The sequence below is a fragment of the Mesorhizobium sp. P160187 genome (assembly GCF_057766425.1).
In genome coordinates, this window is the sequence record NZ_JBYMDX010000003.1 from 2,147,645 (window position 1) to 2,169,645 (window position 22,001).

19 protein-coding genes are annotated in these 22,001 nt (G+C 63.9%); 11 read left to right on the forward strand and 8 right to left on the reverse strand.

Annotation, left to right across the window (positions count from 1 at the left end; all coding sequences use genetic code 11):
• Nucleotides 1-5: 5 nt before the first annotated feature.
• On the reverse strand, nt 6-1,115 hold the full coding sequence (locus tag AC3CCE_RS13900; RefSeq protein WP_352625041.1) for a Gfo/Idh/MocA family protein: 1,110 nt from the start codon (nt 1,113-1,115) through the stop codon (nt 6-8).
• 317 nt (nt 1,116-1,432) lie between these two features.
• Between AC3CCE_RS13900 and AC3CCE_RS13905 the strand changes: the two genes are divergently transcribed.
• From AC3CCE_RS13905 to phnN, 9 genes are all read left to right on the forward strand, one after another.
• Nucleotides 1,433-2,278, forward strand: coding sequence for a MurR/RpiR family transcriptional regulator (locus AC3CCE_RS13905; protein ID WP_352463458.1), 846 nt, complete (start codon nt 1,433-1,435; stop codon nt 2,276-2,278).
• Between the two features lie 152 nt (nt 2,279-2,430).
• Entirely contained in the window at nt 2,431-4,365 is a 1,935-nt protein-coding gene (locus tag AC3CCE_RS13910) for a bifunctional 5-dehydro-2-deoxygluconokinase/5-dehydro-2-deoxyphosphogluconate aldolase (RefSeq protein ID WP_352625039.1), read from the forward strand.
• Between the two features lie 33 nt (nt 4,366-4,398).
• The gene (gene iolD / locus AC3CCE_RS13915; protein ID WP_352625037.1) at nt 4,399-6,249 is read left to right on the forward strand and encodes a 3D-(3,5/4)-trihydroxycyclohexane-1,2-dione acylhydrolase (decyclizing); all 1,851 of its coding nucleotides are present in this window, start codon (nt 4,399-4,401) and stop codon (nt 6,247-6,249) included.
• A 135-nt stretch (nt 6,250-6,384) separates the two neighbouring features.
• A complete protein-coding gene (iolE, locus tag AC3CCE_RS13920) occupies nt 6,385-7,302 on the forward strand; it encodes a myo-inosose-2 dehydratase (RefSeq protein ID WP_352625035.1) in 918 nt (305 codons plus the stop codon).
• 9 nt (nt 7,303-7,311) lie between these two features.
• Nucleotides 7,312-7,560, forward strand: coding sequence for a DUF3329 domain-containing protein (locus tag AC3CCE_RS13925; protein ID WP_352625034.1), 249 nt, complete (start codon nt 7,312-7,314; stop codon nt 7,558-7,560).
• Nucleotides 7,561-7,750: 190 nt separating this feature from the next.
• Nucleotides 7,751-8,563, forward strand: a complete 813-nt coding sequence (iolB, locus tag AC3CCE_RS13930; protein ID WP_352510636.1) for a 5-deoxy-glucuronate isomerase — start codon at nt 7,751-7,753, stop codon at nt 8,561-8,563.
• Between the two features lie 154 nt (nt 8,564-8,717).
• On the forward strand, nt 8,718-9,425 hold the full coding sequence (locus AC3CCE_RS13935) for a DUF1045 domain-containing protein (RefSeq protein ID WP_023741265.1): 708 nt from the start codon (nt 8,718-8,720) through the stop codon (nt 9,423-9,425).
• 34 nt (nt 9,426-9,459) lie between these two features.
• Nucleotides 9,460-10,614, forward strand: coding sequence for an alpha-D-ribose 1-methylphosphonate 5-triphosphate diphosphatase (locus tag AC3CCE_RS13940; RefSeq protein ID WP_352510634.1), 1,155 nt, complete (start codon nt 9,460-9,462; stop codon nt 10,612-10,614).
• The gene (gene phnN, locus AC3CCE_RS13945; protein WP_352510745.1) at nt 10,611-11,240 is read left to right on the forward strand and encodes a phosphonate metabolism protein/1,5-bisphosphokinase (PRPP-forming) PhnN; all 630 of its coding nucleotides are present in this window, start codon (nt 10,611-10,613) and stop codon (nt 11,238-11,240) included. The genes AC3CCE_RS13940 and phnN overlap by 4 nt, the downstream gene beginning before the upstream one ends.
• Nucleotides 11,241-11,242: 2 nt before the next feature.
• On the opposite strand, the gene AC3CCE_RS13950 is transcribed toward phnN, so the two are convergent.
• The 3 genes from AC3CCE_RS13950 to AC3CCE_RS13960 all read right to left on the reverse strand — a co-directional run bounded on the left by AC3CCE_RS13950 (nt 11,243) and on the right by AC3CCE_RS13960 (nt 14,897).
• A complete protein-coding gene (locus tag AC3CCE_RS13950) occupies nt 11,243-12,229 on the reverse strand; it encodes an ABC transporter permease (RefSeq protein ID WP_023684050.1) in 987 nt (328 codons plus the stop codon).
• A 44-nt stretch (nt 12,230-12,273) separates the two neighbouring features.
• A complete protein-coding gene (locus AC3CCE_RS13955; RefSeq protein WP_023672351.1) occupies nt 12,274-13,812 on the reverse strand; it encodes a sugar ABC transporter ATP-binding protein in 1,539 nt (512 codons plus the stop codon).
• A gap of 122 nt (nt 13,813-13,934) precedes the next feature.
• Nucleotides 13,935-14,897, reverse strand: a complete 963-nt coding sequence (locus AC3CCE_RS13960) for a sugar-binding protein (RefSeq protein WP_023672352.1) — start codon at nt 14,895-14,897, stop codon at nt 13,935-13,937.
• A 580-nt stretch (nt 14,898-15,477) separates the two neighbouring features.
• Between AC3CCE_RS13960 and AC3CCE_RS13965 the strand changes: the two genes are divergently transcribed.
• Together AC3CCE_RS13965 and AC3CCE_RS13970 are read left to right on the forward strand one after the other, a co-directional pair.
• Nucleotides 15,478-16,581 (forward strand): LacI family DNA-binding transcriptional regulator, encoded by a 1,104-nt coding sequence (locus AC3CCE_RS13965; RefSeq protein ID WP_352625030.1) that lies wholly within the window; start codon nt 15,478-15,480, stop codon nt 16,579-16,581.
• Nucleotides 16,582-16,799: 218 nt separating this feature from the next.
• Nucleotides 16,800-16,982, forward strand: coding sequence for a hypothetical protein (locus AC3CCE_RS13970; RefSeq protein ID WP_196813864.1), 183 nt, complete (start codon nt 16,800-16,802; stop codon nt 16,980-16,982).
• Nucleotides 16,983-17,340: 358 nt separating this feature from the next.
• Here AC3CCE_RS13970 and AC3CCE_RS13975 read toward each other — a convergent pair whose 3' ends face one another.
• The 4 genes from AC3CCE_RS13975 to AC3CCE_RS13990 all read right to left on the reverse strand — a co-directional run bounded on the left by AC3CCE_RS13975 (nt 17,341) and on the right by AC3CCE_RS13990 (nt 21,999).
• On the reverse strand, nt 17,341-17,928 hold the full coding sequence (locus AC3CCE_RS13975; protein ID WP_352625028.1) for a hypothetical protein: 588 nt from the start codon (nt 17,926-17,928) through the stop codon (nt 17,341-17,343).
• Between the two features lie 542 nt (nt 17,929-18,470).
• Complete coding sequence (locus tag AC3CCE_RS13980; RefSeq protein ID WP_352625026.1) at nt 18,471-19,382, reverse strand: ABC transporter permease; 912 nt, start codon at nt 19,380-19,382, stop codon at nt 18,471-18,473.
• Entirely contained in the window at nt 19,379-20,479 is a 1,101-nt protein-coding gene (locus AC3CCE_RS13985; protein ID WP_023744943.1) for an ABC transporter permease, read from the reverse strand. The genes AC3CCE_RS13980 and AC3CCE_RS13985 overlap by 4 nt, the downstream gene beginning before the upstream one ends.
• Nucleotides 20,476-21,999: an ABC transporter ATP-binding protein gene (locus tag AC3CCE_RS13990; protein WP_352625024.1), complete on the reverse strand. Its 1,524-nt coding sequence runs from the start codon at nt 21,997-21,999 to the stop codon at nt 20,476-20,478. The genes AC3CCE_RS13985 and AC3CCE_RS13990 overlap by 4 nt, the downstream gene beginning before the upstream one ends.
• Between the last annotated feature and the right edge of the window lie 2 nt (nt 22,000-22,001).

Below are 22,001 nucleotides of genomic sequence, written 5' to 3' on the forward strand. Positions count from 1 at the left end.
CGGGTTTACCGCACATCCACCCAGCGCTCTTCCTCGAACGACCTCGCCATCGCGTGCACGGTGCGCTCGATCTCCAGCCCTTCGGCAAATTCGATGACCCGTGCCGGCTTGCCGGCAAGCCGCGTCAGCAATTCGTGGCACTCGATGATCTTGAGGTCGTTGAAACCGAGCCCATGGCCCGGCGCCGGGAGGAAGGCGTCGTAAGGCTTGTGGTGCGGCGCCACCAGTATGGTGCGGTAGCCCTGTTCGGTCGGGCGATCGGCGGTGACATAGAGCTGGATTTCGTTCATCCGCTCCTGGTCGAACAGGATCGATCCCTTGGAGCCGAAAATCTGGATGGCGATGCGGCCCTTGCGGCCCCAGGCCGAGCGGTTGACCAGCAGCGTGCCGGCAATGCCGTTTTCCAGATGCATCAAAACGCTGGCGATGTCGTAGGTCTCCACCGCACGGCGGCCGCCGCTGGCCAGCTTGCGGTCGGCATAGGGCTTGGCCATGTCGCAGATGACTTTTGCGACGCGGCCGAACAGTGTCGAGACCAGCGACAGCGGATGCACGGCGAAATCGTCGAGCGCGCCATAGCCGGAAGCAGCCTCGTGCTTCCAGAAGAACAGCGCTTCCGGGTCGGCCATGAAGTCCTCGTCCATCTCGATGCGCAGATGGTTGACCTCGCCGATGATCTTTTCCTCGAGCAGCGCGCCGATGTGGCGGATGGCCGGGCTCTGTATGTAGTTGTAGCCAAGCGCTGCGACCTTGCCGGACTTCTTCGCCGCGGCCGCCATCGCCGCTGCTTCGGCAAAGCTCGGCGCCATCGGCTTCTCGCACCACAGATGCTTGCCGGCTTCGAGAATAGCGATGGCCATCTCCGGATGGAACTGATTGGGCGTGGTCAGCGAGACGATATCGACCTCGGGGTCGTTGACGACGGCACGCCAGTCGCCCGACGCCTTGGCGAAGCCGAACTCACCGGCCTTGCGCTTGGCCAGCTCCTCGTTGACCTCGCCGAGATGGACCAGCTTCGGCTTGGCGACATCGGGAAAGACGGCGCCGACGGCGCTCCACGCAATGGCGTGGCATTTGCCCATGAAACCCGTGCCGATAAGACCAACGCCGACCATTTCTTTCTCCCAATACCTGAAGCGATCGATGGATGAATTAGTCCATTTCTTCTCCGAATGGAATGTCTGCCTCATTTTTTATGGCCTTCTTGCGCAGGCTCGCTATGATGGGGCAGAGAGGACGTCACTTCAGTTAAAGAGAGCATGATGTCGTCCGAAAACCGCTGCACACTTTTCGGCATCATGCTCTAATGCATGTCGCCCAGAAGTGTGCCGCGGTTCTGGGACAACGGCATGCATCAAAACAAAGACTTAAAGCGCATCGCACGAATCCGTTTCACCGCGACGCGCTTTAAGTGAGCTTGGACGGGGCGACGATGGACGAACGGGTACCTCGCGACTTCGAGACGCTGCGCGCCACGATCCTCGATCGCCGTGAAACCTTGCCCAAGCGCATCGCCCAGATCGCCGCCTATGCGCTCGACAATCCCGATGACATCGCCTTCGGCACCGCCGCCAGCATCGCCGCTTCGGCGGGCGTGCAGCCGTCCACCTTGATCCGCTTTGCCCAGCAACTAGGCTTCGACGGCTTCACCAGCCTGCAGCAGGTGTTTCGCGAGCGGCTGCGCGAGCGCAATTCCTCTTATGACGAACGCCTGCAGGCGCTGCGCGCCAAGGCCGATGCGGGTGCTGGACACCGAGCCATCTTCGACGGCTTCGTCGCCGCCGCCAGCACTTCGCTCAACGATATTTCGCGAACGCTCGACGAGGCGCATCTGGAAGACGCGATCTCGCTGCTGGCCAAGGCCGAGACCATCTATGTCCTGGCCAAGCGGCGCTCCTACCCGGTGGCAAGCTATATCGCCTATGCCTTGGGCAAACTGAAGATCCGCAACCAGCTGATCGAATCCGCCGCCGGCCTCAATGCCGAAATGGTCGCCTTCGCCACCCCGGCGGACGCCGTCATCGCCATCAGCTTCTCGCCCTACGCACCGGCCACCATCGAGGAAGCCCGCACCATTTCCGAACAGGGCGTGCCGATCGTCGCCATCACCGACAGTTCGTTTTCGCCACTCGCCCAGTTCGCCAAGGTCTGGTTCGAGGTCGCCGAGGCCGATTTCGCCGGCTTCCGCTCGCTGTCGGCCACCATGGCGCTGGCCATGGCGCTCACCGTCGGCGTCGGCGAGAAGCGGCGCAGCACCGGAAAGAAGCGTAAGGCCTAGGCCGGCGCCCGGCGCTCGAATTCGCAGAGGAATGCTCATTCCATATTGACTATGGATTGGAATTATTATTTCATATTCCCGGCGCCACGCTGCCGCTCGCGCGTGTCCCCCAACTACGTTGCTCAAGACAACAAGACCGACGGGAGGTTCCAATGAGCGAAGCCGTGGACGCCAAACAGGCGACGCTCGATGTCATCACCATCGGTCGCGCTTCCGTCGACCTTTACGGCCAGCAGATCGGCTCGCGGCTGGAGGACATCGGCTCCTTTGCCAAATCGGTCGGCGGCTGCCCGGCCAATATCTCCGTCGGTACGGCCAGGCTCGGCCTGCGCTCGGCGCTGCTCACCCGCGTCGGTGACGAGCAGATGGGCCGCTTCATCCGCGAACAGCTCAGCCGCGAAGGCGTCAATGTCGACGGGCTGAAGACCGACAAGGAACGGCTGACGGCTCTGGTGCTGCTTTCGGTCGAGAGCGAAGGCGTCTCGCCGATGATCTTTTATCGCAGCGACTGCGCCGACATGGCGCTCGCCGAAGAAGACATCGATGAAGCCTTCATCGCCTCGGCCCGCTCGATCGTCGTCACCGGCACGCATTTTTCCCGGCCCAACAGCGACGCCGCCCAGCGCAAGGCGATCCGCATCATCAAGGCCAAGGGCGGCAAGGTGGTGTTCGACATCGACTACCGCCCCAACCTCTGGGGGCTCGCCGGCCATGCCGAAGGTTTTGAGCGCTATGTCAAATCCGACCGCGTCTCGGCCCAGCTGAAGACGGTGCTGCCCGATTGCGATCTCATCGTCGGCACCGAGGAAGAGATCATGATCGCCTCGGGCGCCGACGATTGCCTGAGTGCGTTGAAGACCATCCGCGCGCTGTCCAAGGCGACCATCGTCTTGAAGCGCGGCGCCATGGGTTGCATCGTCTATGACGGGCCGATCAGCGACGATCTGGAAGACGGTGTCGTCGGCAAGGGCTTTCCGATCGAGATCTATAATGTGCTGGGCGCGGGCGATGCCTTCATGTCCGGTTTCCTGCGCGGCTGGCTGGGTGGCGAAGACCACGCGACGGCGGCGACCTGGGCCAATGCCTGCGGCGCCTTCGCCGTGTCGCGGCTGCTCTGCGCGCCGGAATATCCGACCTTCGAGGAATTGCAGTTCTTCCTCAAGAACGGCAGCAAGCACTTAGCGTTGCGCAAGGACGAGGCGATCAACCACATCCATTGGGCGACGACCCGCCGCCGCGATATCCCCTCGATGATGGCGCTCGCCTGCGACCACCGTGTGCAGCTCGAGGACGTCGCGGCAAAGACCGGCGCCGATCCGGCGCGCATCCGCGATTTCAAGGTGCTGGCGGTCAAGGCCGCGGCGAAAGTCGCCGCCGGCCGCGACGGCTATGGCATGCTGATCGACGAGAAGCATGGCCGCGAAGCGATGTTCGAATTCGCCCGCCACCCCTTTGCCTGGCTCGGCCGTCCCGTCGAACTGCCGGGCTCGCGGCCGCTGCGCTTCGAGTTCTCGCAGGACATCGGCTCGCAACTGGTGGAATGGCCGGTCGACCACTGCATCAAATGCCTGTGCTTCTATCACCCCGACGATCCGGCAGCGCTCAAGGAAGAGCAGCAGCAGAAGCTGCGCTCGCTGTTCGAAGCCGCGCGGAAGGTCGGCCGGGAGCTTCTGGTCGAGATCATCGCCGGCAAGCACGGCAAGCTCGATGACACGACGATCCCGCGCGCCCTGGAAGAACTCTATGCGCTTGGCATCAAGCCGGACTGGTGGAAGCTCGAACCGCAGGCGTCGGCCGGCGCCTGGGCCAAGATCGAAGCGGTGATCCTGAAGCATGATCCGTGGTGCCGCGGCGTCGTGCTGCTGGGTCTCGAAGCGCCGCAGGACGAACTGGAAGCGGCCTTTGCCGCCACCGCCAAGGCGCCGATCGTCAAGGGCTTTGCCGTCGGCCGCACCATCTTCGTCCACGCCGCGGAACAATGGCTGGCCGGCAAGATGACGGATGACGAGGCTATCGCCGACATGGCCGCGCGCTTCGAACAGTTGACCGAAGCGTGGCTTGCCGCGCGTGGCCGTAAAGCAGCATAAAGGCGCGGCAAGAGGACTGCGGAGGAAAACACCATGAGCAAGACAATCCGCCTGACGATGGCGCAGGCGCTGACCCGCTTTCTGAGCAAGCAGATGACCGAGATCGACGGCAGAAGAGTGCCCATCTTCGGCGGTGTGTGGGCGATCTTCGGTCACGGCAATGTCGCCGGCATCGGCGAGGCGCTGTACCAGCTGCGCGACGAATTGCCGACCTTCCGCGCCCACAATGAGCAGGCGATGGCGCATGCGGCGATCGCCTATGGCAAGGCCAATTTCCGCCGCCGCTTCATGGCCGCGACCTCTTCGATCGGCCCCGGTGCGCTCAACATGGTGACGGCGGCGGCGCTCGCCCACGTAAACAGGTTGCCCGTCCTGTTTTTGCCGGGCGATGTCTTCGCCAACCGCATCCCCGATCCGGTGCTGCAGCAGGCCGAGGACTTTTCCGACGGCACCGCGACGGTCAATGACTGCTTCCGTCCGGTGTCGCGCTATTTCGACCGCATCACCCGTCCCGAGCAGATCATCCCGGCATTGGCGCGGACCATGCAGGTGCTGACCGATCCCGCGGAATGCGGCCCGGTGACGCTGTCGCTCTGCCAGGACGTGCAGGCCGAGGCCTATGACTATCCCGAGAGCTTTTTCGCCGAGCGTGTCTGGCACCAGCGCCGGCCGCGTCCGGACCGGCATGAATTGGCGGCGGCGGTCACCGCGCTGAAGGGTGCGAAAAAACCGCTGATCATCGCCGGCGGCGGCGTGCTGTATTCGCAGGCTTCGGATGAACTGGCGAAATTCGCCGAGAGCGCCGGCATTCCGGTCTGCGAGACGCAAGGCGGCAAATCCTCGCTGCCCGACACACATCCGGTCAACATGGCGGCAATCGGCGTCACCGGCACGTCCGCGGCCAACCGGCTGGCGGAAGAGGCCGATGTCGTGCTGGCGATCGGCACCCGCCTGCAGGATTTCACCACCGGCTCATGGGCGCTGTTCAAGAATTCCGGCAAGACCATCATCGGACTCAACGTGCAGCCTTTCGATGCCGGCAAGCATCGTGCGCTGCCGCTGGTCGCCGATGCGGCCGAAGGGCTCGCCGAACTCGGTGCTGCGCTGGGGAACTGGAAAGCACCGGCGACATGGACCGACAATGCGACCCAAGGCAAGAAGGCTTGGCAGGCCGAAGCCTCCAAGGTGACGGCGTCGACCAACGCCGCCTTCCCGTCGGACGCGCAGGTGATCGGCGCCGTGCAGCGCGCGCTGGGGTCCGGCGTGACCTTGCTGAACGCGTCGGGCGGCCTGCCGGGCGAGTTGCACAAGCTCTGGCAGGCAGGCGCGCCCGGCTCGTACCATGGCGAATATGGCTTCTCGACCATGGGCTACGAGATTGCCGGCGGGCTCGGCGCCAAGATGGCCAAGCCCGACCAGGAGGTCGTCGTCATGGTCGGGGACGGCTCCTACCTCATGATGAATTCCGAAATCGCCACGTCGGTGATGCTTGGCCTGAAGCTGACCATCGTGGTGCTCGACAACAGGGGTTATGGCTGCATCAACCGGCTGCAGATGGCCACCGGCGGCGCCAACTTCAACAACCTCCTGAAGGACGCGCGCCACGAGATCCTGCCCGACATCGACTTCGCCGCGCATGCGGCCAGCATGGGCGCTATTGCCGAGAAAGTGCCGTCGATCACCGGCCTGGAGACTGCGCTGCAAAAGTCGAAAACCAACGACCGCACCACCGTGCTGGTCATCGACACCGACCCGCTGATTTCCACCGATGCCGGCGGCCATTGGTGGGATGTCGCGGTGCCGGAAGTCTCCGCACGGCCGCAGGTCAACGCAGCCCGCAAGGCCTATGACGAAAAGCGGCAGATGCAGACAGTCGGCGATTGATGTACATGCACCCGCCCCTACCTCCCCTTGTGGAGGTCGGACCGAAGGTCCGGTGGGGGGCTCGCGCCGCACCCCACCCCGCTGCTTCGCACCTCCCCACAAGGGGGAGGGTGAACAAGAAACCGGAGCTAAAACTTGAAAGCCAAACTGGGCATGTCCCCCATTGCGTGGTGGAACGATGATCTTGCCGAACTCAGCGACGACGTCTCGCTGGAAGAGTGCCTGCGCCAGTCGCGCTCTGCCGGCTTCACCGGCATGGAAATGGGCCGGCGTTTCCCAAACGACCCCGAAATCATGCTGCCGATCCTGAAGCAGGCCGACGTGACGCTGTGCGGCGGCTGGTTCTCCGGCACGCTGGTCGATGAGGATATGGGCAAGAACAGGGATCGCATCCAGCCGATGATCGACCTGTTCAAGGCGGTGAATGCGCCTTGCATCGTCTATGGCGAGGTCGGCCGCTCGATCCAGGGTGATCGCTCCAGGCCTCTCGCCACCAAGCCGAAATTGTCGAACGACGAAATGAAGGCCTATGCCAGGCGCCTCACCGAGTTCGGCGAATGGTGCGCAGAGCAAGGCATGCCGCTGTCCTATCACCATCACATGGCGGCGGTGGTCGAGACCGAGCCGGAGCTCGATGCCTTCATGCGCCATTCCGGCGAAGGCATTCCGTTGCTGCTCGATGCAGGGCATCTCGCCTTTGCCGGTGGCGACGTGCTGCGCGCCATCGACAACCACCACAAGCGCATCAGCCATGTCCATGTGAAGGATGTGCGCATGGGCGTGATCGACGGGCTCGACCGCACGAAGCAGTCCTTTCTCGACGCCGTGGCGCTCGGTGCCTTCACGGTGCCTGGCGACGGTTCGCTCGATTTCGGCGCCATCGTGCAGCGCTTCGCCGACCATGGCTATGAAGGCTGGTTCGTCGTCGAGGCCGAGCAGGACCCGAAAAAGAACCCGCCGCTGAAGATGGCCCAAGTGGGTTACAAGGAGCTGATGCGGGTGATGACGGCGGCCGGCTACACGGTGGAAACGCAAGGCTTTCCCAATGCCTGAGGCGATCCGATGAAGGATTACGAGCACCCGTTCTTCCGGCCGCTGTGGCGGCGCGTTGCCGTCGTCGCCGTCTGCGTGATCTGGGCCGGAATAGAACTCGCCTCCGGCACCCCATTCTGGGGCATCATTGCGCTCGGCTTTGCCGCCTACGCCGTCTGGCAGTTCTTCTATCTTTACAAGCCGGTGGAGGAGAGCAAGGCTGCGCCTGATCGACCGAAGACCGGCGAAGCGAAGGCGGACGCCGAACCGAAGGAATGAAGCGGCCGTGGCTCGGAAGGGCTTGCGGGTCGGACACTGGACACCTGGCGTATCGCCTACGTCGGTGATTGGCCGGAACGTTCCTCGCTTCGTCATCCTAGGGTCTTCGCGACGGAGCTTCGCTCCTGCTTCGCCCTAGGATGACGAAGTTGAGAGGCCGACCTCGAAGACTTGCGATAGGAGACAAAACATGTCGAAACTGCTCGTCAAAGCCGACAAGGGCCATGGCCGCGTCGCGCATGTCACGCCCAACAGCGCCGGCTGGACCTATGTCGGCTTCGACCTGCACCGTTTGAAGCCCGGCGAAAACGCCTCGGGTAAGACGGGCGGTCGCGAAGTCTGCCTGGTGTTCGTCACCGGCAAGGGCACGGCCAAGGCCGGCGGCCGGGAACTTGGCCTGCTCGGCGAGCGCATGTCGCCCTTCGAGGGCAAGCCGTGGTCGGTCTATATTCCTGAGGGGTCGGATTGGTCGGTCACCGCCGACACCGATCTCGAGCTCGCGGTCTGCTCGGCGCCGGGCCTGGGCGGCGGCTTGCCCGTTCGCGTCATCGCACCCGACGACCTCGGCCAGGAGACTCGGGGCAAAGGCACCAACACGCGCTACGTCACCAACATATTGCCCGAGGGCAAGCCCGCCGACTCGCTGCTGGTGGTCGAGGTCATCACGCCCGGCGGCCACACATCGAGCTACCCGCCGCACAAGCACGACCAGGACAATCTGCCGGCCGAATCCTATCTTGAGGAAACCTACTACCACCGCCTCAACCCGCCGCAGGGTTTTGCCTTCCAGCGCGTCTACACCGACGCCGACAAGACCGGCGCCCGCGAGCTGGACGAAGCCATGGCGATCGAGGACGGCGATGTTGTGCTGGTGCCCAAGGGCTATCACCCCTGCGCCGCCTGCCACGGCTACGACCTCTATTATCTCAACGTCATGGCCGGGCCGAAGCGGACGTGGAAGTTCCACAACGCGCCCGAGCACGAATGGCTGATGAAGGCCTGATCGGCCTTCGCTTGCGGCGGAAGCTGTCGGTCCAGCAGGAAAAAATCGTCGGCTAAGGACCTGCGGGGTCGATTTGCCTTCGAAAACCCGCATAAGCTTCGTCAATCCGTCATGGAAATCACCTATGGCAGCGGGCTGACGAGGATTTTTTTCGATGCGCTACGCCATTTATTTCACCCCGAGGCAGGACGAACCGCTGGCGCGGATCGCCGCCAACTGGCTGGGTCGCGACCCCTTTGGCGCCGCCACCAGGCCGGTCGAGGCGGTGGGCGAGCTGTCGGCGGCCGAAGTCGCTTTTCACACCGCATCGGCGCGGCGCTACGGCTTTCATGCGACGCTGAAAGCGCCCTTCCGGTTGGCCGCCAACGAAACCGAAAGCTCGCTGCGCGCGGCGCTGGACGCCTTTGCCGAAGCAACGCCGACGGTCACCATCCCGCGCCTGGTCGTCAGCCAGATCGATGGTTTCTTCGCTTTGGTGCCGGAAGGCCCGCTGCCGCCGCTCAACCGTTTCGCCGACGATGTCGTGCTTAGCTTCGACCGTTTTCGCGCGCCGCTCACCGAGGCCGAGATCGAGCGGCGCAGCCCGGATTCGCTGAAGCCGGCCGAGTTCCGCAATCTCTGCCAGTGGGGCTATCCCTATGTGTTTGAGACCTTTCGCTTCCACATGACACTGTCCGGCCGGGCCGGGCCGCAGGAAAGCCAACGTCTGCGCGCGGCAATTGACAGCCTGTTCGCCGATGTGCTGCAGCAGCCGGTGCTGGTGGATGCGCTGACGCTGTTCGTCGAAACCGAACCGGGCGCTCCGTTCATGGTGCTTTCGCATCATGCGCTCGGCCGCCGCGCTGCCCGAAAAACCGCCTGACCGCAATTCGTCCGAGTAACCAGGGACCGCCTGAATGACCGCCGAAACTGTTCTCCACAACGCCCGCATCGTGCTTGCCGACGAGATCGTCGAAGGGTCGCTCGTGCTGCGCGACGGTTTTATCTCCGGCGTCGACGCCGGCACCGGCCACACCGGCGGGAGCATGGGCGGCGAGGACATGGGCGGCGACTACATCATTCCCGGCCTGGTCGAGCTGCACACCGACCATCTCGAAGGCCACTATGCGCCGCGCCCGAAAGTGCGCTGGAACCCGATCGCCGCCGTCCTTGCCCATGACGCGCAGGTGGCCACCGCCGGCATCACCACCGTCCTCGACGCGTTGCGTGTCGGCATGGACGAGGACGCGGATATTACCTCCGACGACATCCGCAAGCTCGCCGGCGCGATCGAGGACAGCGTCGCGAAAGACCGGTTGCGGGCCGACCATTTCCTGCACCTGCGCTGCGAGGTCTCGGCGCCGGATTGCTTGCGGGCTTTCGCCAATTTCGATGGCGACGAGCGGGTCAAGCTGGCCTCGCTGATGGACCATGCGCCGGGACAGCGTCAGTTCGTCAATCTCGAGACCTACGCCCATTACTATCAGCGCAAGCTGAAATTGACCGATCGCGACTTCCAATTGTTCTGCGAAAAGCGGATGTCGGAATCGGCGAAGAATTCGGGACCGAACCGGGTGGCGATATCAGCCGCCTGCAACGAGCGGGGCATTGTGCTGGCGAGCCATGACGACGCCACATCAGGCCATGTCGACGAGGCGATCGAGCAGGGCGTGCGCGTCGCGGAATTCCCGACCACGCTGGAAGCCGCCAAGGCCTCGAAGGATGCCGGGCTCGGCGTACTGATGGGCGCGCCCAACGTCATGCGCGGCTCCTCGCATTCGGGCAATGTCTCGGCCCGCACGCTGGCCGGCGACGGCCTGCTCGACATATTGTCGTCCGACTACATTCCCTTCAGCCTGATCCAGTCGGCCTTCTTCCTCGGCGACGTCGTCGAGGGCATTTCCCTGCCGCAGGCGGTTGCGATGGTGTCGAAGAATCCGGCCGAGGCGATCGGCCTCGACGACCGCGGCGTCATCGAACAGGGCCGCCGCGCCGATCTGGTGCGTGTGCGCGTCGACGACCATGTGCCGGTCGTGCGCACCGTCTGGCGCCAAGGGCGCCGGGTCGCCTGATGGTCTCGGCGTCGATCGAGCGCGAACTCAGCAGCGAGGCCTTTCCGCTCCGCAACGGCGTGTTTGTCGCCGTCGTCGGCCCGAGCGGCGCCGGCAAGGATACGGTAATCGGCTATGCCCGCACCTTGTTTGCCGACGAGACGAGGCTGGAGTTCGTCCGCCGGGTCATCACCAGGCCGAGCGACGCCGCAAGCGAGGATCACGACACGCTGGCCGACGCCGCCTTTGCCGAGGCCCAGGCCGACGGCGCTTTCGCCATTTCCTGGGAGGCGCACGGCCTGCGCTATGGCATCCCGGCCGATGTCGACTGGTCGATAGCCAATGGCCATGTCGCCGTGGCCAATGTCTCGCGCGCAGTCATCCCGGTGCTGCGGGAGCGCTATGCCAATCTGGCTGTCGTCGAGATCACCGCTTCGCCGGAAATCCTCGCCGAGCGTCTCGCCCAGCGCGGCCGCGAATCGCGCGGCGAAGTGCTGGCTCGGCTCGCCCGCAGCGCCAATATCGCTTTGTCCGGCTCCGGCGTCACCTCGATCGACAATGGCGGCCGGCGCGAAGCCGCCGGAGAACGCTTCGTCGAGGTGCTGCGCAAGGCGATGGCCTTCTCGGATATATCCGGCGTGATGTAGCGCTACTCCGCCGCGACAGTCTTCCGGCTGGCATCGAGCATCAGCCGCCTTGCGCGGAACACGCCCCATTGCTGGTCGACCAGCACGCCGATCAGGATCACGCCGCCCATTACCGCGAAGTTGAGCGAGGACGGGATGCCGAGCAGATTGACCAGGTTCTGCAACTCCTGCAGCAGCACGGTGCCCAGGATGACGCCAACCAGCGAGCCTTCGCCGCCGCGCAGCGAGAAGCCGCCGAGAACGGCGGCGGCAATGGCGTAGAGCTCGTAGAACTGGCCGTGGCTGGCCGGCGAGATCGAGCGCGTGTACATGGCGAAATAGATCGCCGACAGCGCCGTCAGAACGCCGCAGATGACATAGGCGGCCATCACGACGCGGCCGGTGCGGATGCCCGAATATTTAGCCGCCTCTTCGTTCTTGCCGATGGCATAGAGGTAGCGTCCGAACACCGAGCGGTGCAGCACCACCCACATGACGATCGAAATGACGATCAGTGCGATGAAGCTGTTGGGCACGCCATAGCTGCGGCCCGCGGTGAGGAATTCGAGCTCGGGAAAATTCTGGCCGAAGGCGAAGCCGGCGGTGCCGTCGGCGGTATAGAAACGGGCGACCCCCCGATAGATCAAAAGGCCGCACAGCGTCACCACGAAGGGCTGCAATTTCAGCCTTGTGATCAGCCAGCCATGCGCCAGCCCGATGATGCCGCCCAGCACCAGGATCAGCGGCAGCGCCACCGGCCATGGCATGTCGCGCACAGCGATGAAATCGATGAACAGCGTGCCGAGCAGCGCCACCAGCGATCCCACCGACAATTCGATGCCGCCGGTGATGATGACGAAGGCCTGGCCGATGGCGAGGATCCCGAACAGGCCGATCAGGTTCGAGGTGTTGGCGAGGTTGATCGGTAAAAGGAAGCGCGGGTTGATGGCGGTCACCACGGCGCCGACCACGAGGATCAGGATCAGCAGGCCGAGATCTTTTTTGCTCATCGTCTTCTCCCCAATGCGCCGGACCGGCAATCGCCTGAAGCCCGCTAGTTTGCCGGCTTGCCGACCGCCAGCAACAGCACGTTTTCCTGGCTGAATTGTTCCTTGTCGAGAATGCCCGAGATCTGGCCCTCATGCATGACGGCGATGCGGTCGGACACGCCGATCACCTCTTCCATGTCGCTGGAGATCATCAGCACGGCGACGCCGGCATCGGCCAAGGCTCGCATCAGCCCGTAAATCTCGGCCTTGGCGCCGATATCGATGCCGCGCGTCGGCTCATCGAGGATCATCACCTTCGGGTTCATCGCCAGCCATTTGCCTAGCACCACCTTCTGCTGGTTGCCGCCCGACAGCGTGCCGGTTCGCGTCTGCACCGACGGCGCCTTGATGCCGAGATTGCTCTTCTGCTTCTCGGCGGTGGCGGTCTCGGCGCTTGCCGACACCAGTCGACGCTTCGCATGCGCCGGCAGGTTGGGCAGCGAGATGTTCTGCGCGATCGACAGGTCAAGCAAAATGCCGGTCAGCTTGCGGTCTTCCGGAACCAGGAAAATGCCATGCGCGACCGCATCGGCCGCCGAACCCAGTACAAGCGGCTTGCCGTCGAGTTCGAGCCCACCGCCAAGCGTGCTGTCGATGCCGAAGAACACCCGCGCCAGTTCGGTGCGGCCGGAGCCGACAAGACCGGCAAGGCCGAGGATTTCACCGCGCCTGATGTCGAGGTCGACCGGCCGGGCAGGGTAGGCGGGGGTGCGGATGGCTTTGGCCGAGAGAGCCGTGGCGCCCGGCGCCCGCGCCGCCTCGGAGGCCTTCTCGCGCTCCTTCAGCATGCGGCCGATCATCAGCTTGACCATCTGGTCGTGGTTGATGGCGCTCTTCGGCAAGGTGCCGGCCAGCATGCCGTCGCGCAGCACCACGACGCGGTCGGCGACGCGCTCGACCTCATGCAGCCGGTGCGAAATGAAGATGACGCTGATGCCATCGGCCTTCAGCGCCTTGATGACGTCGAGCAGCTTGTCGGTTTCGGCAAGCGGCAGGCTCGATGTCGGCTCGTCGAGGATGACCAGCCGGGCCTTGATCGACAGCGCCTTGGCGATCTCGACCATCTGCTGCTGGGCAAGCGACAGCGAGGCAACCGGCGTATCGGCGGAAAAGTTGGCGCCGACACGCTTCAGCAGCGGCGCCACCATTTCGCGCAGCTTGGCGCGGTCGACCAATCTCAGCGGCCCGCCGCGCAACGGCTCGCGGCCGAAGAAGATATTGGCGGCAACATCGAGGTTTTCGAACAGATTGAGTTCCTGGTGGACGAAGGCGATGCCCGACCCCAGGCTGCCTTCGACGGTGAGCCCGTCATGCGCAACGCCGTCGACGGTGATGGCGCCGCTGTCCGGCCTGGTGACGCCGCCGAGGATCTTCATCAAGGTCGACTTGCCGGCGCCGTTTTCGCCGACCAGGCCGATCACCTCGCCCGGCCTGACTTCCATGGAAAAGCCGTCCAGCGCCACCACGCCCGGATAGGTCTTGCGCACGTTCTCGAGGCCGAGGAACGGGGTGGTTGCGACGATGGATGGGTCGGAATAATTCATCACGCCATATTTGATCAGGCTTGCCAGCAGCCGGTGGGCTACAGACTGACGGGCGTTGGCCGGCCCGTCAACACGATCGCCGGCTCAAGGCGAACCCTGAGCCGGCGCAACTGCTCGTGGTCTCAGTTTCCGGACATCGCCTTCAGATTGGCGGCATAGGTGTCGACATCGTCCTTACCGATGATCTTGGTCGGGATGATGATCAGGCCGCCTTCCGGAATGCCTGATTTGTCGCCCTTGAGATAGGCGGCCATCAGCTTCATGCCCTGATAGGCCCATTCGAAGGGCTGCTGCACGACGGTGGCCGCCACGGTGCCTTCCTTGACGCCGCCCAGCGTGATCGGATCGTCATCGAAGCCGACGACGGTGATCGAGCCGAGCTTGCCGGCGTCGCGCAGCGCTTCATAGATGCGCGGCGTGTTGTAGGAATAGAAGCCGACCATGCAGGTGATGTCGGGGCTGGCGACCAGCGCGTCCTCGACATTCTTCTTGGCGCGCGCCTGGTCGATGTCGTCGCCGCGCACGTCCACCAGTTCGATCTTGCTGCCGGCGAGGCCGTCCTTCATGCCCTGGATGCGTTCCTTGGCATTGTCGGCGCCGAGCAGGCCGACGAAGCCGAGGCACTTGCCGCCGTCCGGCATCGCTTTCTTGGCGATCTCGGCCGCCTGCTTGCCGGCGTCGACATTGGACGAGCCGATATAGGCGACGCGCTTGGTCTGCGGGGCATCGGAGTCGGTGGTGAACAGCGCCGTTTCCGACGCGATCTTGTTCAGGCCGTCGGTCGAGGTCTTGGGGTCGACGGCCGAGACCATGATGCCCTTGACGCCGGCGGTCACCAGATCGTCCATCAGCCGCTGCTGGATGGCGACCGAGGACTGCTCGGGATACTTGAGTTCGAGATTGTAGTCGGGCAATTCGGCCTGCGCCTTCTTGACGCCGGCTTCGGCGGCCTTCCAGAAATCGGAAGCGCCGTTGACGACGAAGGCAAGCGTCGGCTTGTCGTCGGCGCGCGCAATGGCTGTCGCGGTCAGGCCAAGCAGCAGGGCTGCGGTGGCCACGGATGCATGTCGTATCAAGGATTTCATGTTCAACCTCCCGTTTTGGCTCAGTCGTCGGACTGAACCGATCTGAATTCACTGACTTGCCGCTCGCGATTTGGACGCCCTCCTCCTCAGGGGTTCCCGGCGCTGAAGAATGGCGTCGTCGGTCGCGATCACGGACTTTAGAGACTCATCCCGTGCTCGTAAATAGTCTGATTTGTCTGACATATCACATGTCCGAGACCAGGCTTGCGGAGGCAAACCCCGCTCGCCATCGGGCCATTCACGTGCACTTCTCGCCGCACGGGGTCCCACCTGACCGGACACGGCGGATTGACGTTACAGCGTCGTTTTGTATTAGTAAACACTATTAGCAGAGGTCTCGCGCGGACACTCGGCGGTGGCCCTAGGTCTAGTTTGCCCGAACAGGTGCAGCACGGCTTCGCGCAAGCAGATGCCTTGCAGTCCTCAAATTTCACGCGGCCCGAAGCGGCATGGCGGCGAACTTCAAAGCTGCTAATAAAGATAAATGCCTTCGACTATTTCCATTGGTCGACGGCGCGACACCATCTTGTCGGTGTGGCAGGCTTGCGACTAGACAGGCTGGGGATTGGGACGCACTGCCATGAGCGAGACGAGGGATCCGGACGACACGGCGAAGCGGCGCAAGGCGCCGGCGAGAGCCGCCAAGGGCGGCCGCGTCACCATGACCGACATCGCCAGGGCAGCCGGTTGCTCGCAGGCGACCGTCTCTTTCGTGCTCAACGATTCGCCCGGCATCCGGCTGTCGCAGCAGACGCGCGAGCGGGTGATCGACGCCGCGCGTGCGCTCGGCTACGCAGCACCCGCCTTCTCGGCGCTGCGCAAACCTGTTGCCGCCTTCGATGGACTTGACGGTGTCATCGGTTTCGCTGTCGACCAGCTGGCGACAAGCCCGGAAGCCGTTGTCGCCATCGAGGGCGCGCGCCAGGCATCGTGGAACGCCGGCAATGTGTTGCTCGTGGCGCAGACCATGGGCGACGCCGTCATGGAGCCGCGCGCCATTGCGGCGCTCACCAGGCGCGGAATCTCGGCGCTGATCTACATGACCATCTTCACCCGCGAGATCACGGCGCCGGATTTCCTCTACGGCCTCGACATACCGGTCATCCTGCTCAACTGCTACACGGCCGATTATGCCTTCCCGGCCGTGGTGCCTTCCGAGATCGCCGGCGGCCAGAACTCGACCCGGCATCTGATCGGCCACGGCCACCGCCGCATCGCCATCATCACCGGCGAGCCGTGGATGCAGGCCGCGCAGGACCGGCTGAAAGGCTACCGCAGGGCGCTCGCCACCGCCGACATCCCGTTCGATCCCGAACTGGTGGTCGAGGGCGACTGGTCGGCGAGCGCCGGCTATGCCGCGACCGTGAAGCTTTTGGCGCTGAAAGAGCGCCCGACCGCCATCTTCTGCCAGAACGACCGCACGGCCATCGGCTGCTACGAAGCGCTGAAGGAGGCAGGCCTGCACATCCCGCAGGACATCTCCGTCGTCGGCTATGACGACGAGGAGATCGCCCGCCATCTGTTCCCGCCGCTGACGACATCGATCCTGCCGCACATGGCGATGGGCCAATGGGCGATCGAACAGCTCGAAGTGCCGCCGCCTGCCGGCCGCGGCCGCTATCCCATCACCAAGCTGGAATGCCCGCTGGTGCAGCGGGAGTCGGTGGCAGCTGTGGCTGGATAAAGTTGAACCAGCCCATCCCGATGCAAATCGGGATGGGTCTGTTTGGTGTTTGCGCCTCAGGGCAGGGTCTATCCGGGAACGTGCCGCGGTTAGAACCGCAAGACGACAAAGGAGCGCCTGCGATAGCAGCGCCGGCGCAACCGGCCATGCCGCCAGAACGTGCGGCAGTGCCGTCTCCAGACATGCCGCCTGTGGTGGCGACGACGGTGCCATCGCCGATGCGATATCTGCTCGACATCGCCCGGGCCTTCGTCGTCATCAAACGAATTGGCATCCTGCTTGTCGAGTTCATCGAGAATGCCGTTACCGACATTGGGAACCCCGGCCACGGCCTTGAGAGGCCGAACCGCGGTAGCAAGCGCCGCGGCCCCCGCAACGCCGAACAATGCTGTCAAGAATGATCGCCGATCCATCAAAACCTCCATCAGCAAGACAAGGCTAACATGACGAGCCTAACACAAAGCAGCTAGAGCGGGTGATACAAAAGGCCAGAGGCGAATCTTCGAGCCGGCCCAAACGGGTGACCGGACGGACGGCAGAGGTCAGATTAAGGCCGCAACCGGGCGGCGCGCTTCCTTCGGCTCGGCGACCAAGCCATGCGGAATGCCGCCGATGAAAGCGCACAGCCTGAGCGGTTCCGCCTTTCCGCGAAACGCTGAACCGCTCGGCAAAGCTCTCTCCCTAAGAATGCCCGCCACCTTGCGGCATTGGGGCTGGCTGAGAGACTGACGCCCCACGGCAGATGCGATGTTGCGGTACTCAGCGCCGCGCCAATATCCGGCAGAGCTCCTTCAGGTCCCGGTCGTAGGTGCCCTTGCCGCTGAGCACGCTGGCGCAGCGTTTTTTCATCTTGGCGATCTGGCCGGCCGACATGGCGCTGATGGCAACCACCGCCGGCCGCGCCGGCACCGCTGGCGTGTTGGGATCCCTGGGGCTGGTGGGCGCGGTCGGTGCGCCTATGCCGACGCCGACCCCGGCCGTCACCCCATTGCCCACCCCGACCCCGGCGCCGACCCCGACACCGCTGCCGACGGTTGCGCCGACGCCGACCCCGACGCCCGTGCCGACCGATACGCCGGCGCCGGCGGTAACGCCGCTGCCAACCGAGGCGCCGACACTGGCGGTGGTGCCGCTGGTGCCTCCGACCGTCGCTCCGGCATTGACGCCCTTGCTGCCGCCGACCGAGACGCCGACGCCAAGCCCGCCGCCACTGCCGCCGACCGAGACGCCCACCCCACCGCTGCCGCCGATGCCCACACTGAGCCCGCCCGCGCCAGCCGGAAAGCACAAAGCCACGGCAACAGCGCCACCGGCCAAGGCCTTTGTTAAACTTTTAAAGAAATCCATAATGACGCTCCCCGTGTTGGTTGCCTGTACGCAGGTTGAACAGCATCCGTTACCAATATGATTACGCGAGTGTAGCGTTTTTAGTTTCTGCGAGAATAGGTAGTATTGGAAATCGTTGTTATGGCTGCTTGCGGCGATCGGAATATATATTTTGGAATTGGCGGAAAAAATCGAGGATTTGCGGTTAGACTCGGAACCTTAGACAGGCAGGACGAGTGCTCGCATGCGGGAATTTACCGGGCGCATGCCTCAGGCCATCTTGCGAAGCCGCTTCCCTAGGCTGCGGTGGAGAATGGACCCTCGAGAATGGGCTCGTACTGGGGAAAGGGGACGATCCAAGAACCCGCGACGATCCACCGGTGTCGGGCGCGTTGAGCGTCACATCGTTCCCCTGCTCGCAGTCGACGGCGTCAGCGCTACCCTTGCGGAAATACCTTCGCCCCGTTTGGCGTTTCTGCCCTTTGGATCGGATGCCGATCGTCCGCTGGCGTTTCGATCTCTTCAACTTACGTCGAGTTTCGCAAATCCACTTTGCATCCCGGCTAACGTTCGAAGGGTTCGCCAAGCGAGGCGACACCGTTCAGCCTGAGCAAGCGGCGGTCCGCCGAGATGACACCGAGCACGACGATCGTAACGAGATAGGGAAGGCTGGAAAGCAGTTGCGATGGCAGGTCCAGACCGGTCGCCTGGGCGGCGAGGCTCATCAGCGAAACCGCGCCGAAGAGGCAGGCACCCAGGAAGATGCGGCCAGCGAGCCACGTACCAAAGACAACGAGTGCGATCGCGATCCAGCCACGTCCGGCAATCATGCCGTCCGCCCAAAGGGGCGTGTACACCGCCGCCGCATAGGCGCCGGCAAAACCCGCCATCATGCCACCAAAAGCTATGGCCGCGACACGGATAGCGATGACCGGATAGCCGATCGCGTGTGCTGCCTTGGGATTCTCGCCGATTGCCCTCACGACAAGGCCGACTCTCGTATAGGCAAACATCGCCCAGATCGCAAACGTCACGGCAAGGGAAAGCCATACGACGACGTCCTGGATAAACAGCCTGCCGACTACCGGGATTTCCGAGAGGCCGGGAAAGGCAAGTTTCGGGAGCCCCTTCACCGTCAAGCTCTCGTAGCTTTTGCCGAACAGCGCCGAAAGGCCTTGGCCGAGAATGCCGATCGCAAGGCCTGTCGCGACCTGGTTTGCCCGGAATCCGAGTGCCAGCACTGCAAAGACGAGGGACAGGACGGCGCTACCGAGGCCGGCGGCAACGAACCCCAGCAGGTGTCCACCGCCGTGGTAGACGACGATGAACGCGAGCACCGCGCCGAGGGCCATCAGGCCCTCTACGCCGAGGTTAAGAACACCGGCGCGCTCGACCACCAACTCGCCGAGTGCGGCAAGGAGAAAGGGGGTTGCCGCTGCGAGCATGCCCGAAATAATGAACTCGACGGCGTTCATGGCTGGCTCAGGTGATGGGGGCGGCGCCACTCGATGCGGTAGCGCACGAAGGCCACAGCGCCGAGATAGGCGAGCAGCAAGCTGCCTTGGAAGACGCGGACGGCGGCGATCGGCAGGTTTGCCGACACCATCGCATTGTCGCCGCCGATATAGAGGACAGCCATGAAGAGCGCGGAAAAGATGATGCCGACTGGATGCAAGCCGCCGAGATAGGCGACAATAATGGCCGCATAACCGTAGCCGGTCGAGATCGAGCGCTGCAACTGGCCGAGCGGACCCGCGACTTCCGCGGCGCCTGCCAGTCCCGCCGCCAAGCCACCGATCAGAAGCGATAGCCAAATCGCACGCCCTTCGCTGAAGCCGGCGTAACCGGCCGCGCGCGGGGCAAGGCCGCCGACCTTGAGCTTATACCCCATGAAGCTTCGCTGCATGAAAACCCAGGCCACCAGCGAGAGCGCAAGTGTGATGAGCAGCGAGACGTTGACTCGGGTACCGGTGATCAGGGTCGGCACCATCGCGTCGTTCTGAAACATGACGGATTGTGGGAAATTGAAGCCGGCCGGGTCCTTCCATGGGCCGAGCAGCAAGTAGTTGAGGACTTGCGCCGCAACGAGGCTCAGCATCAGAGAGACCAGGATCTCGTTCGCATTGAGCCTGACGCGCCAGAAGGCGGTGATAGATGCCCAAAGTGCACCGCCGAGGGCACCGAGAAGCAGCATCAGCGGCCAGATCCACTGCCCGGTCGCCTGCGGAAACCAGACGGGGATCGCCGAGGCGAAAATAGCGCCCAGGATAAACTGGCCCTCCGCGCCGATGTTGAACACTTTTGCGCGGAAACCGATCGCCAGCCCCTGAGCAATGAGGAGAAGAGGCCCCGCCTTCAGCAGCACCTCCGCGAACGATGCCCAGGAGAGGAACGGCTCGAGAAGCATCGCGTACAGGACGGCCGCCGGATCTCGGCCTATCAGCACATAAAGGCCCAGATTGAGGATGATCGCCATGCCAAGCGCGACAGCAGGGGCCAGCATGGCCGCGACGAGCGAGGCATGCTCCCGGCGGACGAGCGCGGGGAGGAACGTCGCGGCCCAAACGCTCATGCAGGAACCTTCTCTGGCGAGGCATGTGCTCCGATCATGTATCTGCCGATGTCTTCGGGGCGCGTGTCCCGCGTGACCAGAGGCGGACTCAGCATTCCATGATGCAGCACCTGGATGAAATCGCAGAGTTCGAAAAGTTCCTCGAGTTCCTCGGAAATTACGAGGATCGCCACTCCCAGGTTGCGCAACGCGATGAGCCGCCTTCTGATGGCGGATGCAGCGCCAATGTCTACACCCCAGGTTGGCTGCGCCACGAAAAGCAGTTTTGGCGACAGCATCATCTCGCGACCGACGATGAATTTCTGCAAGTTGCCGCCGGACAGCGAGCCCGCTTCGGCATCCGGGCCGGAGGCGCGGACGTCGTACCGACGGATGCATTCGCTGGTGAAAGCCGTCGCTCCGGCGCTGTTGATGAGGCCGCGCCTCACGAGATCGAAAGGATGGGCGGTAAGAACGGTGTTGAGCACGAGCGACATTTCAGGGACCGCGCCGCGTCCCAGCCGGTCTTCGGGCACGAAGGCGAAGCCAAATCTCCTGCGCGCGGCCGCATCGAGTGTGCCTACGTCGCGGCCCATCATGTAGATCCGGTCGCGTTGTTCCTTCAGCAGCATCGCTTCGCCCGAGATGAGTGCGGCAAGTTCGCCTTGGCCATTGCCCGATATTCCGGCTATGCCAAGGATCTCGCCTGATCGTACCGTGAGGCTGATGCCGGAGAGCGGCGTGGCAAAGGGGTCGTCCGGCGTGTAGTCCATGCCGATTATTTCCAGCCGCTTCTCCCCCTCGGGCATGGCCAACGCGGGCATCACCTCGGGCATGTCGCGGCCGATCATCATCCGGGCGAGGTCGTGCGCATCATAGTCCCGCGGGTCGACGGTGCCGATAACGCGCCCTCCACGCAAGACCGTCGCCTGGTCACAGATCGTGCGAATTTCCTCCAGTTTGTGCGAGATGAACAGGATGGACACGCCGCGGTCGCGAAGGCGCCTGAGCGTGTCGAACAGCTTCTTCACCGCCTGCGGCGGCAAGACCGAGGTCGGCTCGTCGAGAATGAGCAGCTTCGGGTCCGTCATCAGGCAGCGGATGATCTCCACCCGCTGCCGTTCGCCGACCGAGAGCGCGTGCACATCGGCGAGAGGATCTACTTCAAGGCCAAAATCCTGGCCGAGGCTGCGGATGCGCCCCGCCAGCTCCGCCTTGCCGCCGGGGACGACGAGCTGGATGTTCTCGACGACAGTCAGCGTCTCGAACAGCGAGAAATGCTGAAAGACCATGCCGATGCCCCTGCGCCGTGCCTCAGCCGGCGAGGCAAGGCGCAGAGGCTCTCCGTTCCAGACGACGGTGCCTTCGTCCGGCTGTTCAACGCCATAGATGAGCTTCATCAGCGTCGATTTGCCCGCCCCATTCTCCCCGAGAATCGCATGGATCGATTGGGGCGCCACGTCCAGATCGATGGCTTGGTTGGCCCGGATCTGGCCGTAGCTCTTCGAGATGCCGCGGAGCGACAGAAGGGGCGGGGTCATGA

Excerpts from the sequence above, each read along its gene's own strand:
- AC3CCE_RS13960 (WP_023672352.1), bottom strand. The coding sequence starts at position 14,897 with ATGAAATCCTTGATACGACATGCATCCGTGGCCACCGCAGCCCTGCTG.
- AC3CCE_RS13905 (WP_352463458.1), top strand. The coding sequence starts at position 1,433 with ATGGACGAACGGGTACCTCGCGACTTCGAGACGCTGCGCGCCACGATC.
- iolD (WP_352625037.1), top strand. The coding sequence starts at position 4,399 with ATGAGCAAGACAATCCGCCTGACGATGGCGCAGGCGCTGACCCGCTTT.
- AC3CCE_RS13950 (WP_023684050.1), bottom strand. The coding sequence starts at position 12,229 with ATGAGCAAAAAAGATCTCGGCCTGCTGATCCTGATCCTCGTGGTCGGC.
- AC3CCE_RS13985 (WP_023744943.1), bottom strand. The coding sequence starts at position 20,479 with ATGAGCGTTTGGGCCGCGACGTTCCTCCCCGCGCTCGTCCGCCGGGAG.
- AC3CCE_RS13935 (WP_023741265.1), top strand. The coding sequence starts at position 8,718 with ATGCGCTACGCCATTTATTTCACCCCGAGGCAGGACGAACCGCTGGCG.
- AC3CCE_RS13965 (WP_352625030.1), top strand. The coding sequence starts at position 15,478 with ATGAGCGAGACGAGGGATCCGGACGACACGGCGAAGCGGCGCAAGGCG.
- AC3CCE_RS13925 (WP_352625034.1), top strand. The coding sequence starts at position 7,312 with ATGAAGGATTACGAGCACCCGTTCTTCCGGCCGCTGTGGCGGCGCGTT.
- AC3CCE_RS13910 (WP_352625039.1), top strand. The coding sequence starts at position 2,431 with ATGAGCGAAGCCGTGGACGCCAAACAGGCGACGCTCGATGTCATCACC.
- iolB (WP_352510636.1), top strand. The coding sequence starts at position 7,751 with ATGTCGAAACTGCTCGTCAAAGCCGACAAGGGCCATGGCCGCGTCGCG.
- AC3CCE_RS13970 (WP_196813864.1), top strand. The coding sequence starts at position 16,800 with ATGCGATATCTGCTCGACATCGCCCGGGCCTTCGTCGTCATCAAACGA.
- AC3CCE_RS13975 (WP_352625028.1), bottom strand. The coding sequence starts at position 17,928 with ATGGATTTCTTTAAAAGTTTAACAAAGGCCTTGGCCGGTGGCGCTGTT.
- AC3CCE_RS13940 (WP_352510634.1), top strand. The coding sequence starts at position 9,460 with ATGACCGCCGAAACTGTTCTCCACAACGCCCGCATCGTGCTTGCCGAC.
- AC3CCE_RS13955 (WP_023672351.1), bottom strand. The coding sequence starts at position 13,812 with ATGAATTATTCCGACCCATCCATCGTCGCAACCACCCCGTTCCTCGGC.
- AC3CCE_RS13980 (WP_352625026.1), bottom strand. The coding sequence starts at position 19,382 with ATGAACGCCGTCGAGTTCATTATTTCGGGCATGCTCGCAGCGGCAACC.
- AC3CCE_RS13900 (WP_352625041.1), bottom strand. The coding sequence starts at position 1,115 with ATGGTCGGCGTTGGTCTTATCGGCACGGGTTTCATGGGCAAATGCCAC.
- AC3CCE_RS13990 (WP_352625024.1), bottom strand. The coding sequence starts at position 21,999 with ATGACCCCGCCCCTTCTGTCGCTCCGCGGCATCTCGAAGAGCTACGGC.